Origin of the sequence: Paraburkholderia sp. PGU19 (assembly GCF_013426915.1) — a bacterium.
Taxonomy (GTDB): domain Bacteria; phylum Pseudomonadota; class Gammaproteobacteria; order Burkholderiales; family Burkholderiaceae; genus Paraburkholderia.
In genome coordinates this window covers 1,861,956-1,878,525 of record NZ_AP023179.1, presented here as the reverse complement: position 1 = coordinate 1,878,525, position 16,570 = coordinate 1,861,956, and the positions used below count along the sequence as shown (strand labels likewise).

Sequence of the window (16,570 nt, the reverse complement as noted above, 5' to 3'; positions counted from 1 at the left end):
CAAGCTCAGCGCACGCTACGCAAGCCCAGCACCTGCAGGTAGGTGTCGAGCGAACGCTGAACGGCTTGCGCGACCAGTAGCGTGATCGCGCTGTAGTCATCGCTCACCCAGGCCTCATCGAGTGCATCGTAGTAGGCGAGGCGATCTTCCTTACGGATGATCGCCGGCGGATAGCCCGCCTTCATCAGTTCGAAATTCAGTAACAGACGAGCCGTACGTCCGTTGCCGTCGACGAACGGATGAATCTTGACGAAACGCGTGTGCAATTCGGCTGCACGCGTGATCGGATGAAGCGCTTGCGCCTGAACATGCCACTCGACAAGTGACGCCATTTCCGCCGGCAAATGGAGAAAATCTGGCGGTGTCGTGCTTGCACCCGCAATTACCACGTTTTCCTGTCGATATCGCCCGGCTTCGCCGTCATCGATGCCTTTGAGAACGAGCGCATGAATGTTTCGGATTTGCCATTCGGACAATGGCTCCTGTTTCGCGACAAGCTCTTCAACGTATAGGATTGCATCGCGATGGTTGGTTGCTTCGAAATGCTCGCGAAGCGACTTGCCACCTACCGTGATTCCTTCCAGCACCACCTTGGTCTCGCGGAGCGTGAGCGTATTACCTTCGATCGCATTGGAGTGATAGGTCCACTCAAGCGCCAGCTTCTCGCGCAACGTTGCGAGCGAATGCTTAGGCAACGGGCGAGCCGCATCGAGCTTCGACTTGTCGTTATCGATTGCCTCGAATGTTGAGTTTGGATGAAGTGTCATCTGCTTTCTGGGCGCGAAGAGAATGTCGGAGCAGCGGTGCGCATGTGCCAGATCATAGCATCGCACCTGGGTCACACGCCCGATGTAGGCAAGCGCTCAATCCACCACCTCCGGCTCTTCGATCGCCCGCATCAACAGTTCGAGAAACGCCTGCATCGTATGCGGCAGCGTGCGGCCCGCCATGGTCTGAACCTGCAGCGTCCGCTGATGCAATTCCGCATTCGTAATCGGCACGGCAGCAAGTCCATCGACATCGAGCCGGCTGCGCACCGTCAGATAGCCCGTCAGCGTGACGGCATCCGTGTGCCGCACGAAGCTCTGCAGCGCGGCGTGATAGTTGCTGACGAACACCGGCTCGAAGATCAGCCCTTCGAGGCTGCATGAAATATCGAACAGTTGCCGGATCGTCACGCCCTGGTTGTCCATCGCAAGCGGCCACGGCGTCAGATCCTTCAACGACACCGACTCGCGCGCGGCAAGCGGATGGCCGCGCCGCACCAGCGCGAAAATCGGCGCGCGCTGCGAATAGTGCACGTTGATCTCCTTCTCCGGCGCGAGGCTGAAACACACAGCGATATCGGTCGTCCCCTCTCTCACCCGCTGCGTCGCCACGGAGGGCGCGGACACGTCGAGCTGGAAATGCGTCGACGGATGCGTCTTCAGGAAATGCGCAAACACCTGCGGCAGGAAATGCGGCGCGACGCCTTCGGAACTGGCGACGCGTATCGTCGCGCGGCCCTCCTCGGCCAGCCCGCGAATCTCGCCGACTACGCGTTCGGTTTCGAGCAGGGTGCGCCGCGCATAGTCGGCCAGCATCCGTCCCGCATCGCTCAGCACCATGCCGCGCGGCCGCCGCTCGAATAACGGCGTGCCCAGTTCCTCCTCGAGCTTGCCGATCTGCCGGCTCAACGCCGACACAGCGACGAAGAGCCGCTCCGAAGCCTTGCTCAGCGACCCGCTGCGGGCCACTTCCAGAAAGTAACGCAGTGCAGTGTTGTCCATGGCCGCTTTGCCGTTTCGGCAACGATTCGTGGCAAATATTGTAATTGTGCAGAAATATCGGCGACCGCACGATCGATTCGACTACTACCCCACGAATGCGCGCAGACCACCGCGTGCGAGGAACAGGTGCTCAGTTGACTCGTAACATCGCCATTCAAAACGCAGCCAGCCAATACGATTCCGGCCATTTCCTCGACGATCTGCGGCGCCGCGTCGCGTATCGCACGGAAAGCCAGGAGGCCGACAGCGGCGCGCGCCTGCGCGGCTATCTCGACGACGAACTGACGCCGCTGCTCACGCAATGGGGCTTCACCTGCCGCGTCGTCGACAATCCGGCGCAGGGCGCGGGCCCGTTCCTGATCGCGTATCGCCATGAAGACGACGCGCTGCCGACGGTCCTCAGCTACGGCCACGGCGACGTCGTGCGCGGCTACGACGCGCAATGGCGCGACGGCCTCACGCCGTGGGACGTCACCGTCGACGGCGAACGCTGGTACGGCCGCGGCACCGCCGACAACAAAGGCCAGCACAGCATCAATCTCGCCGCGCTGAAGGCCGTACTCGACGCGCGCGGCGGCAAGCTCGGCTTCAACCTGAAGCTGCTGTTCGAAACGGGCGAAGAAGTCGGCTCGCCGGGTCTGCACGCACTGTGCACGCAATTGCGCGACGAACTCGCCGCCGACGTGCTGATCGCCTCCGACGGCCCGCGCCTGTCCGCGCATCGTCCGACGCTCTTTCTCGGCTCGCGCGGCCTCGTCAATTTCAAGCTCGAACTGACGCTGCGCGACGGCGGCCATCATTCGGGCAACTGGGGCGGCCTGCTGCGCAATCCGGGCGTCGTGCTGGCAAATGCGATTGCGTCGATGGTCGATGCGAACGGCAAGATTCTCGTCGAAGGGCTGCGTCCGCCGCCCATTCCCGACTCCGTGCGCCGCGCGCTCGCCGGCATCGCCGTGGGCGGCAATCCCGGCGAACCCACCGTCGACACAGACTACGGCGAGCCCGGCCTCACGCCGACCGAGCGCGTGTTCGGCTGGAACAACCTCGAAGTGCTCGCGTTTCGCACGGGGAACCCGGAGAAGCCCGTCAACGCGATCCCGCCGTCGGCCGTCGCGTACATGCAGATCCGCTTCGTAGTCGGCACGGACTGGCAGGCGCTGGAACGCGTCGTCCGCGAGCATCTGGACCGGCACGGCTTCGGCATGGTCGAACTGGAGGTGGAGCGCGGCGCACCCGCGACACGCGTCGATCCCGACAACGCGTGGGTCCAGTGGGCGCTGCGCTCGCTGCGTCAGACGACGGGCGACGAACCCGTGCTGCTGCCGAACCTGGGCGGCACTTTACCCAACGACGTCTTCGCCGACGTGCTCGGCATGCCGACGCTATGGGTGCCGCACTCGTATCCCGGCTGCTCGCAGCACGCGCCGAACGAGCATCTGCTTGGCCCCGTCGTGCGCGACGGACTCCGCATCATGGCTGGACTCTTCTGGGATCTCGGCGCGCAGGACACCCACGCAACCAATCCCGCACCGCATGCTTCGACAACCCTTGCATAAGGAAGTCGCAATGAACATGGATTCCGTCACCGCGCATCATCCGGGTCATTCGTCGCACGAAGCAATTGCGCAGCCGCTGTCGGGCAAGAGCGTCTCGCGCCTGATCATCGCGACATCGATCGGCAATGCGCTCGAGTTCTACGACCTGATTGCATACGGCTACTTCGCGACCACGCTGTCGAAGCTGTTCTTTCCGGCGCACAACGCGACCGTCTCGCTGCTGCTGACGCTCGGCACCTTCGCGCTGTCGTATCTCGCGCGGCCCGTCGGCGCGCTTGTGCTCGGCTCGTATAGCGACCGCAAGGGCCGCAAGGCATCGCTGACGCTATCCATTGCGATGATGACGGTCGGCACCGGCATGGTCGCGCTGATGCCCACCTACGCGACGATCGGATTGCTCGCGCCCATCGGTATTTTCGTGTCGCGGCTGTTGCAAGGCTTTTCGGCGGGCGGCGAGTTCGGCAGTTCGACGGCGTTTCTGATCGAACACGCGCCAGAGCGCAGCGGCTTCATGTCGAGCTGGCAGTTCTCCAGCCAGGGCGCCAGCACGCTGCTCGCGTCGGCGTTCGGCGCGGTATTGACGGGCATGTTGACGCAGCCGCAACTGGAAGGCTGGGGCTGGCGCATTCCGTTCCTGTTCGGCATGTTGATTGGTCCCGTCGGGTTGTACATCCGCCGGCGCATCGACGAGACGCCCGAGTTCGAGCGCATCGAAAAAGCCCATTCCCCCGTACGCGAAATGCTCGCCACGCAGAAGTCGCGCGTGCTGGCGTCGATCGGCGCACTGGTGCTGACCACGACGGCCAACTACATGATTCTCTACATGCCGACCTACGCGGCGCGGCAACTCGGTCTGGCGCCTTCGTCCGGCTTCATCGCGACGCTGATTGCGGGGCTGATCGTCACGGTGCTCACGCCCATCGTCGGACACTGGTCGGACAAGGTGGGCCGCACGCGCATCATGCTCGGCGCGGGCGTGCTGTTTTTCCTGACGGTTTATCCGGCGTTCGTGTTCATGAACGCGCACCCGTCGCTGCCGACGCTGCTCGCCGCCGTCACGTGGGTCGCGCTGCTGAAGGCCACCTACTTCGCGCCGATCCCCGCGCTGATGGCCGAGCTTTTCCCGCCCCGCACGCGCACCACGGGCATGGCGTTCGGCTACAACATCGGCACGACGATCTTCGGCGGCTTCACGCCGCTCGCGGTGGCGTCGCTGATCGCGGCAACGGGCAACAACCTCGCGCCGGGCCTCTATCTGATGATGGCCGCCGTCGTGAGCTTGCTGACGCTGGTCTGGGCACGGGCGCGGCTGAACGCACATTGAAGCGGATCACATTGAATCGAATCCATCAGCAAGGAACAGGCACCTATGCAACACGATTTGCCGCAGGCACTCCGCGAGGCTATCCAGTTTTCGATCGACCACGAATCGCAGTGGGATCGCAACGCCGACGGCAAGTTCGGCGTGCACGTGAACGATCCGCCGCCGTGGAACCGGCTGCTCGGGCCGATTCATGACCGCGGGCCGGTGTCGGGTGCCGTGGCCGTCGATGGCCGGCTGCTCGCGACATGGGGCGAGCCGGATCGCGCCGACCTGACGTTCAGCATCGCGAAGACCTATCTGGCGCTGCTGGCGGGCGTCGCGCACGATCGCGGCCTGCTGCCCGATCCCGACGAACCCGTGCGCGTGCGTGTGCCAGGCATCGGCTTCGACAACCCGCACAACGCGCCCATCACCTGGACGCAGCTGTTGCAGCAGACGAGCGAATGGCAAGGCAAGTGCTTCAGCCTGACCGATCAGGCCGATCACTATCGCGCCGTCACGTTCGGCGATCCGCCCAATGGCAACAAGGGCGATCTGCGCCCGTTGCAGCCGCCCGGCACGTACTGGGAATACAACGACGTGCGTATCAACCAGTTGTCGCTCGCGCTGCTGCATCTGTTCGGCAAGCCCTTGCCCGAGGTGTTTCGCAAGGCCATCATGCGGCCCGTCGGTGCAAGCGAGAACTGGCAATGGGTCGGCTATGACGATGCGTGGATCGACATCGACGGCACGCGCGTGCAGTCGGTGCCAGGCGGTTCGCACTGGGGCGGCGGCCTGTCGGTGAGCGCGAACGATCAGTTGAAGGTTGCGCAGATGCTGCTCGACGGCGGCGTCGCCAACGGACGCCGCGTGCTGTCGGCGCAATGGATCGCGCGGATGCAGACGCCCTGCGCGCTCGCGCCGTATTACGGCTATCTGGTGTGGCTCAATACGGGGCGACGCGTGTTTCCAGGCGTGCCCGAAACGAGTTACTTCGGCGTCGGCGCGGGCAGCTCGTTCATGTGGATCGAGCCGGAGCGGCGCATCGCGTTGATCGTGCGCTGGCTCGACTCGCAGTTCGCGGATGCGTTCTTCGGCAAGATGCTGAATGCCATCGATACGGTGTGCGCGCGATAGCATCTTCGCGCCGCATCGTATCGATCAATCCGGCGCCGGGACGTTGAATGGCTTGCCCGGCGTATGGACCCAGCTTGCGAGCACCTTCGCGCCGGACGGGCCGGCCTTCGTGACATGCACGAGATTGGCCGGCAGCGCGAACGACTCTCCCGCGCGATACACATGCGCCGCCTTGCCGTCGATCTGCACGGTGACGTCGCCTTCCAGCACGTAGCAGAGTTCCGGCCCCGTCGCCTTGTGGCGCGGCTTGGACGCATTCGGCGGAAATTCGGCGATTCCCATGCCCAGCTCGCGATCGGTTTGCATGACGGGCGCTCGTTGCAGAACGACTGTCTCCTTTGCTTCGGGTGCTTTATCGGCGGCATGTGCGGACTGCGCACAAGCACAACCGCACGTGACAAGCGCCGCGATCAAACGCAAACGGTTCATGGCTGCTCCAGTGACGTCAATATCCTGTGCGCGGCGGCAACGCGGTCGAGGATCGGGAAATTGCGGTTGCCGAGAATCACGATGCCCATGCGTCTCGCCGGCACGAACGCCACGTACGAGCCAAAACCGTTCGTCGAGCCCGTCTTGTTGATCCACACGTTGTCGTTCGGCGCTTCCGGCGGCTCGATCTTCGTGACGGGTGTCGCATCGAGCGCCATCGCGGGCGCGTTGCCTTCCATCAGCGCGTTCAACGAAACGGGATACGGGTATTGCTCCCAGATCAGATCCTGCGTCATCGGGCCCGCCTGGAAGTAGCCGGTATGCGTGTCGGTGATCGCGCGTTGCAGTTGCGCGTCGAGCCTGGCCTGCTTCATGTTGGCTTCGATGAAGCGCAGCATGTCGGCGGCCGTCGATTTGACGCCGTACGCTTCCGGCGCAAACACACCGCCCGCCATGCGGATCGGTTGGCCCGTCTTCGTATAGCCTTGCGCGTAGTCAGGCGCTCTGTCGGCGGGAACGTCGATGAAGCTGTTCTTCAGGCCGAGCGCAGGAAAAAGCCGCCGCTCGATCAGCGGTGTGAAATCCTGCCCCATGCTCTTCGCCGTGATCATGCCCAGCGCGCCAATGCCGGGGTTCGCATAGGTCCGGACCGTACCCGGCGCATGGGCGGGACGCCAGGCCTTGAACCAGCGGATCATCTGATCGTCGTTCTGAATGTCGTCGGGCACCTGCAATGGCAGGCCGCCCGGCGTATGCGTGCCGAGATTCAGCAGGCTCACGTTGCCGAACTGCGTGCCGCGCAACGTCGGCAGATACTTCGCTACGCTGTCGGTCAACGACAACTGGTTGTCGACCTGCGCCCATGATGTCAGCGTCGCCGTGAAGGTTTTGCTGACCGAGCCGAGTTCGAACAGCGTTGCGTCGGTGACGGGTTTGCCCGTTTCCGTCGACGCCACGCCGTAATTGAACACCATCGCCCTGCCATCGACGATCACGCCGACGGCCATGCCGGGAATCCTGTCTTTCGTCATCAGCGGTTGTATTGCCGCGTCGACCGCGCGTTTGACGTTGTCTTGCGGCGCATCGGCCGCGTGGCTCGCGCCCGAGGTCATCCACATTGCGCACAGCATGGCCGCAGCGCGCGCACTTACCGTACCGAACTTCATCGCTTCGTTTCCTTTCTATCAAATGTTTGCAACCAGCGCGCCAAACGCATGAGCCGCAACGCCAGCTAACCCACTGCCCATCAACGTGAATGTGAATGTCCGCCTCGTGACCATTGCTCCTCCCTGAAGTGCCGCCACTATCGCGTTTTCGCACCCTGGTGACAAACGATGATAAATTGCTCGATGCCCCAGAATTTCTTATGGCTCGAACATGCGACCGTATCTTCCGCTGAACGCGCTGCGCGCCTTCGAATCGTCGGCCAGGCATCTGAGCTTCACACGCGCCGCGCTCGAACTGAATGTCACGCAGGCGGCCGTCAGCCAGCAGGTGCGCATGCTCGAAGAGCGCCTCGGCGCGACGCTCTTCAAGCGCCTGCCGCGCGGCCTCGCGATCACCGATGAAGGCCTCGCGCTGCGGCCCGTGCTCAGCGACGCGTTCGATCGCATCGAGGCCGTGTTGCGGCAGTTCGAAGGCGGGCATTTTCATGAGGTGCTGACGGTCGGCGCGGTGGGGACGTTCGCGGTCGGCTGGCTGATGCCGCGCCTGAAGGCGTTTCATGACGCGCATCCGTTCATCGAGTTGCGTCTGCTGACCAACAACAATCTCGTCGATCTGGCCGCCGAAGGTCTCGACTTCGCGATCCGCTTCGGCGACGGCACCTGGCCCGGCTCGCGCGCGCAGAAGCTGTTCGATGCGCCGCTCTCGCTGCTGTGCACGCCGGAGATCGCGCAACGGCTTCAGGCGCCCGCCGATCTCGCCGGTGAAAAGCTGCTGCGCTCGTATCGCGCCGACGACTGGGCGAACTGGTTCGCGGCAGCGGGCCTTGCGCCGCGTCCCGTGCGCGGTCCCGTGTTCGATTCGTCGCGGCTGATGGTGGAGGCGGCCATGCAAGGCGCGGGCGTCGCGCTCGCGCCTGCTTCGATGTTCGAACGCGATCTGTCGATGGGACGTCTCGCGCGTCCTTTCGATATCGACGTGCACGCGGGCAGCTATTGGCTCACCTGGCAAAAGGCAAAGCCAGCGACGCCCGCGATGCGCGCGTTCAGTCAATGGATCGTGAAGGAAGTGGAGGAAGGCGCAGCGAGCGGCGATGCGACTGGTGAACTGGGCGTCAGAAAGACGCCTGCCTCAGCGCAATGAGCGCGCGTGTCGACGTTATCGGAACACGCGCGCGCCCGATGTAAATCACATCTCCGTCAGATGCGCAGCCGCCGATGTTTCGCGCGGCTGTCCGCCGAGCTTGATGTGCGGCACCATCATCACCGACAGCACCGCGCCCACGCAGATCACGAAGATCGACAGGAACGTCAGATGCAGCGAGTGATGCAGCGCTGCGCGCACCATGTCGTTGCTCGACAGCGCCGCTTGCGCAGCGTTGGGCGTCGCGTCGAGCAGCGAGCGCAACTGGTCGGACGTGATCGCCATGCCCTTGTAGTGGCTCAACCCGAAGTTCAGCACCGCGCCGAAAATCGCCGCGCCGAGCGTGCTGCCCAGGTTGCGCGAAAACAGGTTCGATGCCGTCGCGGAGCCGCGTTCTAGCGGCTGCACGATCTCCTGGATCAGGATCAGCGAGCTGACGCTCACGATCCCCATGCCCAGCCCCATCACGAGCGAACCGACGCCCGCCAGCACGGGCGAGCCGTCCGGTTGCAGCAGCGCAAACGCAATCGCGCCGAGCGGCAGGAAGAAACTGCCGCCGACCATCGTGCGCCGCAGCCCGAGTCGATGAAACGACCGTGCGGTGAAGGTCGCGCCCGACGGCCAGCCCAGCATTACCATCGTCAGCGCGAGACCTGCGACGACGGGCGATTGATGCAGCACGCCCTGTACGTACATCGGCAGGAAGGTGGTGAGACCCATGAGCGCCATGCCCGACAGCACGGTCGCCGCATTACACGCCGCAATGGGACGATGGCTCCACAGCTTGAACGAGATCATCGGCTCCGGCACGCGCCGTTCATGCCACACGAACAGCACGCCGCACACCACGCACAGCGCGACTTCGAACAATGCGCGGGCATCGTTTTCCGAGCCGGCGTCCGTGAGCGCCATCATCAACGCACCGATTGCGATGGTGAACAGCACGGCGCCCATGATGTCGATCGACGGCCGTTGATGACGCTTCTCTTCGTGCAGGTATTTGATGAAGCCAAACGCGGCCAGAATGCCGATCGGCACGTTGATCCAGAAAATCCACGACCACGACAGATCGCGGATCAGCAGGCCGCCCGCCATCGGGCCGATCACTGCGGAAATCGCCCAGACGCTCGCGAGATAGCCCTGAATTTTGCCGCGCTCGCGCGCCGGATACAGATCGCCGACGATGGTCAGCGTGACCGGCTGGATCGCGCCCGCCCCTATGCCCTGAATCAGCCGGAACACGATCATCGCGGGCATCGACCACGCGAAGCCCGCGCCGATCGAGCCGATCAGGAAAATCACGATGCCCACCAGCACAGTCGGCTTGCGGCCGTACAGGTCGGCGAGCTTGCCGAACACGACGGTCATCGCCGTCTGCGCCAGCAGGAACGATGAGAAGACCCAACTGTAAAGACGCAGGCCGCCTAGTTGGGTGACGATCTGCGGCATGGCCGTCGAGACAATGGTGGCTTCGATGGCCACCATCGCCATCGATGCCATCACCGCCGCGATGACGAGATGACGCTTCGTCTGAGGATGAGTCGACATGGGGGGATGTAGTTGTGTGCGGCGCGAAAACGTCGAAAGCCTGCTGAAACATGGTGCTTCAGGCGAGCCCTTCAATGCGCGCAAAGAAATGTATGCTACCGCTTAATTGCGCTGCTTGCACTTGGATTGTGCGCGCATTCACGCTGCGCCGGCGCGTACGGGCGTCAATCGCACGCTGTCGCGAGCCGCCGCGCCAACGCCTGTGCGCCCGGCATGTCGAGCCGCAGCGACGCGTACGCGTTGCGCTTCACGTCGTCGGGCAAGGTCCAGTCCCACTTTTCGTTGTCGATGTTGCCGATCGAGCGCAGTGCGTCCGTGGTCTGCGCGGGTGTCAGCGCGGCGATGCGTTGCAGCGTGTCCTTCATCGAACCCGCTACGCGCGCGCTCACCGTCGGTCCCTGATTCCACGCGTCGAGCCCTTCGGCGCGCAGCAGCACGACGAGCGCATCGTTGATCCAGTCGCCGGACCATGTCGCCAGCACCGTGCCGCCGCCGTGTGTGAACACGGAACGCGTGGCCAGTTCGTTCGACGCGAAATAGCGGCGCGCCTCTTCGAGCAGTTCGCGGCCCGTGGTGTCGAGAAACACGACGGGCCCGCCATCCTTCAGCACATTGAACATTTCGCGCCGCACCTCGTCGTGCACGAGCGAGCCGCCACCGTCGAACACGGGCGGCACGCCGCCCTGATCGGGCGTCACGTATACGGTCTTTTTGCCCGCATCGACATCCTGCACGCGCCAGCGCTGGCCGCCGAACACGAGCCCCTGTCCGGGCGCCAGTGGACGAGAGACGGGCACCGATCCGAGCACCTTCGCACCCGCGACGATGCGGAATTCGTCATCCGTCGAAAACGATGCGTAGAACTCGTAGTGATTGACGAGGCGCTCGCCTGCCACGCCATGCAGCAGCAAGCCGCCCGCTTCCTGCACCAGCAGGTCTTTCGCGCCGAGGCTGCGCAGGATCGCGGCGAACGTCGGCTTGTCGATCGTGCCGAACGGGCCCGTCGCGACCAGCGTGTCCCACAGCTCGCCCGCGCGCGCGCCGCCGCGTTCGGCGATGATCGACAGAATCTGCTGCACGAGCGTCGACGGATGCATGCCGCGCGCACGCGGCGGTTCGAACCAGCCGCGCAGCAGCAGGTTCACCATCGCCACGGATTGCACGAGACTCTCGCGCAACCGGTCCGACAGATCGGAGCCGCTATGCAGTTCCGCTTCGACGCCATAGCAGCGCAGAATGGCCGCTTCGCCCTTGCGCCGCCCGGAGCGCCCGAGCCGCTGCCGCAAGCTCGCCACCGACGGCGGCGCGCCCACCTGCACGACGCTTTTCACCGCGCCGATGTCGATGCCGAGTTCGAGCGTCGTCGTGCAAACGGCGCTCGCGGGGCGATCGCCCGCCTTCAGCGCCTGCTCGGTCTGCTCGCGCAGTTCCTTCGACAGGCTGCCGTGATGCGGCCAGAATTCGTTCGGATAGCCATCGCGCTCGCAGGCGCGGCGCAACAGGTCGGCGTAAAGCTCGACCTGTCGGCGGCTGTTGGGAAAGATCAGATTGTTCGAGCCGCGCAGCACCTTGTACATGTGATTCGCGACCTCGACGGTGCTAGCGGGCACGACGTCTTCGAGACCTGGATTCTCGATGCCCGGCTCGAACTGGATGCGCGGCGGCTTCTCGACATAGCCCTTGATCAGGATCTTCAGTTCCTGGCCCGCGCTGCCGGACTCGATGATCTGCACGTCCTGCGCGGCGCGTGGACGCAGAAATTCCGCCGCGAGGCGCATGTCCCCAAGCGTCGCCGACAACCCGACGCGCGGCACTTTGCGCCCGCACACGCGATCGACGCGCCGCATCAGTGACTGCAACTGCATGCCGCGCTCGGAACCGATGAACGCATGCAACTCGTCGACGACCACGTAGCGCAACGCGCCAAACGTCGCTTCGAGCGACGCGCCGCGCGTGACGAACATCGCTTCGAGCGACTCGGGCGTGATCAAAAGCACGCCCGTCGGCTTCTTCACGAAGCGGTGCTTGCGTCCCGACGACACATCGCCATGCCAGCCGGTGACGGGTATTTCCAGTGCCTCGCACAGATTGTCGAGACGCGACCATTGATCGTTGATCAGCGCCTTCAGCGGACTGATGTACAGCACCGAGCCGCTGCACGGTTCGTCGCGCAGCAGGTTCGACAGAATGGGGAGAAATGCCGCTTCCGTCTTTCCCGCCGCCGTCGCCGCCGCGATGATCACGTCGCGGTCGGCATCGATCAGCGCGGGGACCGCGCGCTCCTGCGCATCGCGCAACTCGGTCCAGCCCTCGCGCCAGATCCAGCGGCGAATCCGCTCGTCGAGCAGATCGAAGCTGCGCGACTCAGTTGAGCCGGAAGCTTGCCAGCTCATCGTCGCTATCGGGAGTGGCGTCGTTGACGATGTCGGCCGCGCCGCCCGTGTCGCGCTCAATGTCCATGCTGCCGATCAGCTCGCGCCAATCCGCCGACGGGTTTTGCTCCAGCACCGCCAGGAAATTGATGAACGCGGTGATCGTCGTGCGCGGCGTGCGGAAATACGCTTCGCCGAGGCGCGTCGCGCAATGCGCCATGAACGCGGGAATCGCTTCCTCGGGCACGAGCGCCTTGCTCGCGTCGCCGAATGCGTACAGCAGGCGCAGCTTGTCGAGCAACACGTAGAAATCTTCCGGCGTGAGCGCGGCGAGGCGGATCACGGGGCCGCTGTAGTCGACGAGTCCATTGGTCGCGAATGCGTTTTCCGCGAGGCGCGATTGAAGCGCGGCATAGCTATAGAGGCCGCGGCGCGTGTCGAGCAGAAACTCGGGCGTGCCGCCCAGCACGAAGCCGAGCCCTTCCGCCGTGCCTTGCAGCGAGTCGTTCAGGATGCGCAGGATCTGTTCGTAGTTGGCGTTACGCGCCTGCACGTTCGCGAGCTTGTACAGATTCACCATTTCGTCGAGGCACACCATCAGGCCGCTATAGCCCGCGAGCCGCACGAAACGCCCGAGCAGCTTCAACTGATCGTACATGCTCGCGTCGTCGACGATGGTGCGCACGCCGAGTGCCTGGCGAGCGTCGGTGCGCGTCGTGAACTCGCCACGCAGCCAGCGCACGGCGTCGCTCTTGAGCTTCTCGTTGCCTTCTTCGAAGCCACGGCAATAGGCGGCGATCACGTCGGCGAAATCGTAGCCGTTGACCATCTCCGTCAATTGCGACAACTGCGCGCGGATCACTTCGTCGCTGGTGCGGCCCGTCGCCTTCGCTTCCGTCTTCGCCTGGCCGATGAACTTCTCGACCACGCCCGCCAGCGCACCACCTTCGGGCTTCGTGCGCGTCGCCATGTTTTTCACGAGTTCCGCATACAGAGAACGCGCCTGACCGCCCGACGCATGCAGACGCCGGTCCGGGTTCAGGTCCGCGTGCACGGTGACGAGCTTTTTCTCGAGCGCGATGGCGCGTACGAGATTCAGGAAGAAGGTCTTGCCCGCGCCATACTCGCCGACGACGATGCGAAACGCCGAGCCGCCGTCCGCGACGCGCTCGATGTCCTTCAGCAACGCTTCGAGTTCGTGCGCGCGCCCGACCTGGATCAGATGTTGCCCGATGCGCGGCACCACGCCGGCGCGCAGGGATTGCAGGACCGCGTCGCGGTCCCTGGGGCGGATCGTTGTCATGCAGCCAACCTTTGTGCGACTTCCTGATTGATTTCGACGGGATCGTCTCCGTCCGTGAGCGGCTCGTCCCAACGGTCGAGCGACGCCTCGTTCACCTGTTCGATCGCGCCGTCCAGCATCAGTTCGAGATGCGACGCGGCATCGGCGAGTTCGGCGCGCGTCCACGACTCGCGCGTCACGAGCAGACGCAGAAAGGACGAATGCGCGTCGTCGAGGCCGAGCAGCGGCTCGGTTGCTGCAGACGTTTGGGGCATTGGTTCTGTTTGCGCTTCAGACGCGCGCTCTTTGTCCTGCGCTGCGGCCGTTGCCTGTGCGGCAAGCACGTCCTGTTCCTCGACAGCGGCCGGTTGCTCCGTTTCGTGCTCAGTTTCGTGGATAGGCACGGCTATAACTGCCCCATGCGCTTCCTCGACGAACACATCGGCCAGCATCGACGAGACGCGCGCCGTCTCTTCCTTCAGCGCCGCGATGCGCGTCGCGTCGAGCACGAATTCGTGCTTCACCGTGGCGGGTTTAGGCGAATGAGCGTGCTTCCTGGCGGGCTTCACGCCCGTTGGCGTGATGGCCGCGCCGCTCGCGTGCTGATGCAGGTCGGTGTACAGGCGCTGGGGATCGATGCCGAGCATCCGGTACACCTTCTCCAGCAGGCGCACTTCTTCGCGCGACACGACGCCATCGGCATTCGCGGTGTGCACGAGGAACGACGCGATCGTCGCCTTCACGTCGTGCGCAAGCGGTTCCAGCTTTTTCTTCAACCCGGCGCTCGCCGTCGGCTGTGCGAGCTGCGCGAGATTGCGCGCTTTCAGCCGCGCACGCTGCGCATCGGACAGATGCGGCCACTGATCGATCTGCCATTCGATCACGGCCGTCTCGCGCTGCGTCGCGTCACCGTCGGCGCGCGCGACCGTCGCGGCGAGATCCACGATGATCGTCGCGACGTCGTACGCTTCGTCGATGGGCAGCGGGGTCGCGCTGGGCGCGATGGCGAACAGCGCGACGGCGTCCGTCGGCTTCGGCGTGCGCGCGCCCAGCCGCACATCGGGTTCGACGGCGATGCCCGCTTCCGCGAGCGCGGTCGTGAATACCACGGCCTTGTCGCGCGTCATCTTGCCGCCCGACTTGAAGCGCGCCAGCACCGCGCCGAACGTGCTGACGGCCGTCTCGCCCGCGACTTCGGCGGCGAGCGTGTCGATCGCGTCGTGCGTCGCCTGCGGCCACAAACCGGGCGGCAGCGTCAGCGTCGCTTCCAGCGTGCCCTGCGCCTCCGGATAGCGGCCGAGATACCGGCTATACGCGTCGAGCGCGACCGCGCTCTCGTGCATCAACAGTTGCAGTTTGTTCCGTGTGCCGTTCACGGCCGCGATATCGGGCAGACCGACCAGAAAACCCGGCACGGGCACGCTTTTCAACGCACGGAACGACGGCTGCGGCGACGCGTCGAGCTTGGTGCGGTTAGCGGGCAGCAACATGCCGGCGCCGAAGCGGTCGCGATACTGCCGCATGAACACGCGGTCGAATTCCTCGGGGCAACGCGCAACGGCCGTGCGCCGCACCATCATCGGATCGAGCTTGACCCATGCGAGCGCCCAGTCCGCCGGCAACGGATGCTGGTCGAGCGCCGCCTGGCCGAATGCGACGCGCACGTTCAGCGGCACCTGATAGCCCGTCGCGAGCCCGTCGGGCGCGGGCTGCAGATACATCCGCGTATGCCGCGACGCCACCAGCGACAACGCGTCGATCAGCCCGCGCACGTGCTTTTGCCAGCCGTAGTTCGCGTCGAGATTGAGCAAACGCCGCAGTTCTCTGGCGATCGCGTCGAATTCGTCGCCGCTCACCTTGCCCGCCGCGCCGTCGACGAGCACGCGCCGCTCCAGCCCGTACAGGTAGAAAAACAGATAGCCGGTGTTGATGTCCGATTTCTTGCGATCGGAAGCGAGCCATTTGAGATACGTGCGGCGCTGCTCCGGCGTGAGCCCGTTATAGCTGAGCGCGACGCTACCAAGCCCGGCTGCCGGGTCCGCGCCGTCGCGGGCGACCTCGAAGCGCGCGTCGATCACGCAGGCTTCGATCGAATCCGCGTGCAGGCGTTGCGCGTCGCCCGTGTAGAAAAAGCCTCCCGAGACCGTCAAGCCGTGGATATCGATGCTTTCGCCGGGCGCGACAAAGCGCGCGGACGAGCGCGCAGCAGGCCGCGCGACGCCAGACGCGGGGCTGATGCGGTACGCGTCGGCGGCTGAGCCCGCCATGTTTATCGATACCAACGGCTCGTCGTCATATGAGCCGGGAGAACTTGTCATGAAATTGCCTGGCTCCTCGGGAGCCCTGTGAGATCCGGATGAAAACTGCGACACAAAGCGCAATGGCTTGCCGGCACGCTGCATACCGCACAACGTGTCTTTCGATGCAAGCTTGCTTGAAGGGAACCAACGAAAGCCAGCCCGGACGGGCCAGCCCACACAGCCGGCGCCAGAACGATCAGATGGCGGACATGCGCGCGCGCATCCGACGCAAGAAAGGCCAGTCCCATCGACACGCCGCCGACGACAACCCCGCCCCTCCCAAAACTGCTTCGTCCGCGGCTCATTGTTCTCCCGTCCACGTCGCCGGGAATCCGTTGCCCGGCGCGGTCGCGACCTTTGATTATATGTTCTTTTTCAGGATCGCTCCGGTGGCGTAAAAATGGCTGTTCACGCCCGTGGAACGGGTGTTGAAGCGAGTGATTTCAGAGATTGGCTTACAAACTTGCTTACAAGCGCCTTTGTGCGCGAGCGAACAATCCGACCCCAACTAAATCGCATATTTTGCAAGCTCATTTTACGAACTGGAGTTACACTCGGCGACATGCG

At 64.4% G+C, this 16,570-nt stretch carries 12 protein-coding genes; 4 read left to right on the top strand and 8 right to left on the bottom strand.

Translation table 11 applies throughout. From position 1 onward, the window contains the following. Positions 1–5: 5 nt before the first annotated feature. Together H1204_RS08625 and H1204_RS08620 are read right to left on the bottom strand one after the other, a co-directional pair. Positions 6–767: a Fic family protein gene (locus tag H1204_RS08625; RefSeq protein ID WP_180730779.1), complete on the bottom strand. Its 762-nt coding sequence runs from the start codon at positions 765–767 to the stop codon at positions 6–8. A 96-nt stretch (positions 768–863) separates the two neighbouring features. Further along, positions 864–1,769 carry a LysR family transcriptional regulator gene (locus tag H1204_RS08620; RefSeq protein WP_180730778.1) on the bottom strand — a complete coding sequence of 302 codons (906 nt, stop codon included), beginning with the start codon at positions 1,767–1,769 and terminating at the stop codon, positions 864–866. 134 nt (positions 1,770–1,903) lie between these two features. Between H1204_RS08620 and H1204_RS08615 the strand changes: the two genes are divergently transcribed. From H1204_RS08615 to H1204_RS08605, 3 genes are read left to right on the top strand one after another with little or no spacing between them, the layout of a single operon-like run. Then, on the top strand, positions 1,904–3,325 hold the full coding sequence (locus tag H1204_RS08615; RefSeq protein ID WP_180730777.1) for a M20 family metallopeptidase: 1,422 nt from the start codon (positions 1,904–1,906) through the stop codon (positions 3,323–3,325). A 10-nt stretch (positions 3,326–3,335) separates the two neighbouring features. Continuing rightward, on the top strand, positions 3,336–4,649 hold the full coding sequence (locus H1204_RS08610) for an MFS transporter (RefSeq protein ID WP_180730776.1): 1,314 nt from the start codon (positions 3,336–3,338) through the stop codon (positions 4,647–4,649). Between the two features lie 45 nt (positions 4,650–4,694). Further along, entirely contained in the window at positions 4,695–5,765 is a 1,071-nt protein-coding gene (locus H1204_RS08605) for a serine hydrolase (protein ID WP_180730775.1), read from the top strand. Between the two features lie 24 nt (positions 5,766–5,789). On the opposite strand, the gene H1204_RS08600 is transcribed toward H1204_RS08605, so the two are convergent. Continuing rightward, positions 5,790–6,071 (bottom strand): cupin domain-containing protein, encoded by a 282-nt coding sequence (locus H1204_RS08600; RefSeq protein ID WP_243468591.1) that lies wholly within the window; start codon positions 6,069–6,071, stop codon positions 5,790–5,792. Positions 6,072–6,190: 119 nt separating this feature from the next. Further along, positions 6,191–7,312: a class C beta-lactamase gene (ampC, locus tag H1204_RS08595; protein ID WP_346015739.1), complete on the bottom strand. Its 1,122-nt coding sequence runs from the start codon at positions 7,310–7,312 to the stop codon at positions 6,191–6,193. A gap of 259 nt (positions 7,313–7,571) precedes the next feature. Here ampC and H1204_RS08590 point away from each other — a divergent pair, with 259 nt between their 5' ends. Continuing rightward, positions 7,572–8,501, top strand: a complete 930-nt coding sequence (locus H1204_RS08590; RefSeq protein ID WP_180730772.1) for a LysR family transcriptional regulator — start codon at positions 7,572–7,574, stop codon at positions 8,499–8,501. A gap of 45 nt (positions 8,502–8,546) precedes the next feature. Here H1204_RS08590 and H1204_RS08585 read toward each other — a convergent pair whose 3' ends face one another. From H1204_RS08585 to H1204_RS08570, 4 genes are all read right to left on the bottom strand, one after another. Further along, positions 8,547–10,049 carry an MDR family MFS transporter gene (locus tag H1204_RS08585; protein ID WP_180730771.1) on the bottom strand — a complete coding sequence of 501 codons (1,503 nt, stop codon included), beginning with the start codon at positions 10,047–10,049 and terminating at the stop codon, positions 8,547–8,549. 164 nt (positions 10,050–10,213) lie between these two features. After that, positions 10,214–12,442, bottom strand: coding sequence for a DEAD/DEAH box helicase (locus tag H1204_RS08580; protein ID WP_180730770.1), 2,229 nt, complete (start codon positions 12,440–12,442; stop codon positions 10,214–10,216). Further along, a complete protein-coding gene (locus H1204_RS08575; RefSeq protein ID WP_180730769.1) occupies positions 12,414–13,724 on the bottom strand; it encodes an ATP-binding protein in 1,311 nt (436 codons plus the stop codon). The genes H1204_RS08580 and H1204_RS08575 overlap by 29 nt, the downstream gene beginning before the upstream one ends. Further along, positions 13,721–16,021: a TerB N-terminal domain-containing protein gene (locus H1204_RS08570; RefSeq protein WP_180730768.1), complete on the bottom strand. Its 2,301-nt coding sequence runs from the start codon at positions 16,019–16,021 to the stop codon at positions 13,721–13,723. Before H1204_RS08570 ends, H1204_RS08575 begins: the two co-directional genes overlap by 4 nt. Positions 16,022–16,570 lie beyond the last annotated feature (549 nt).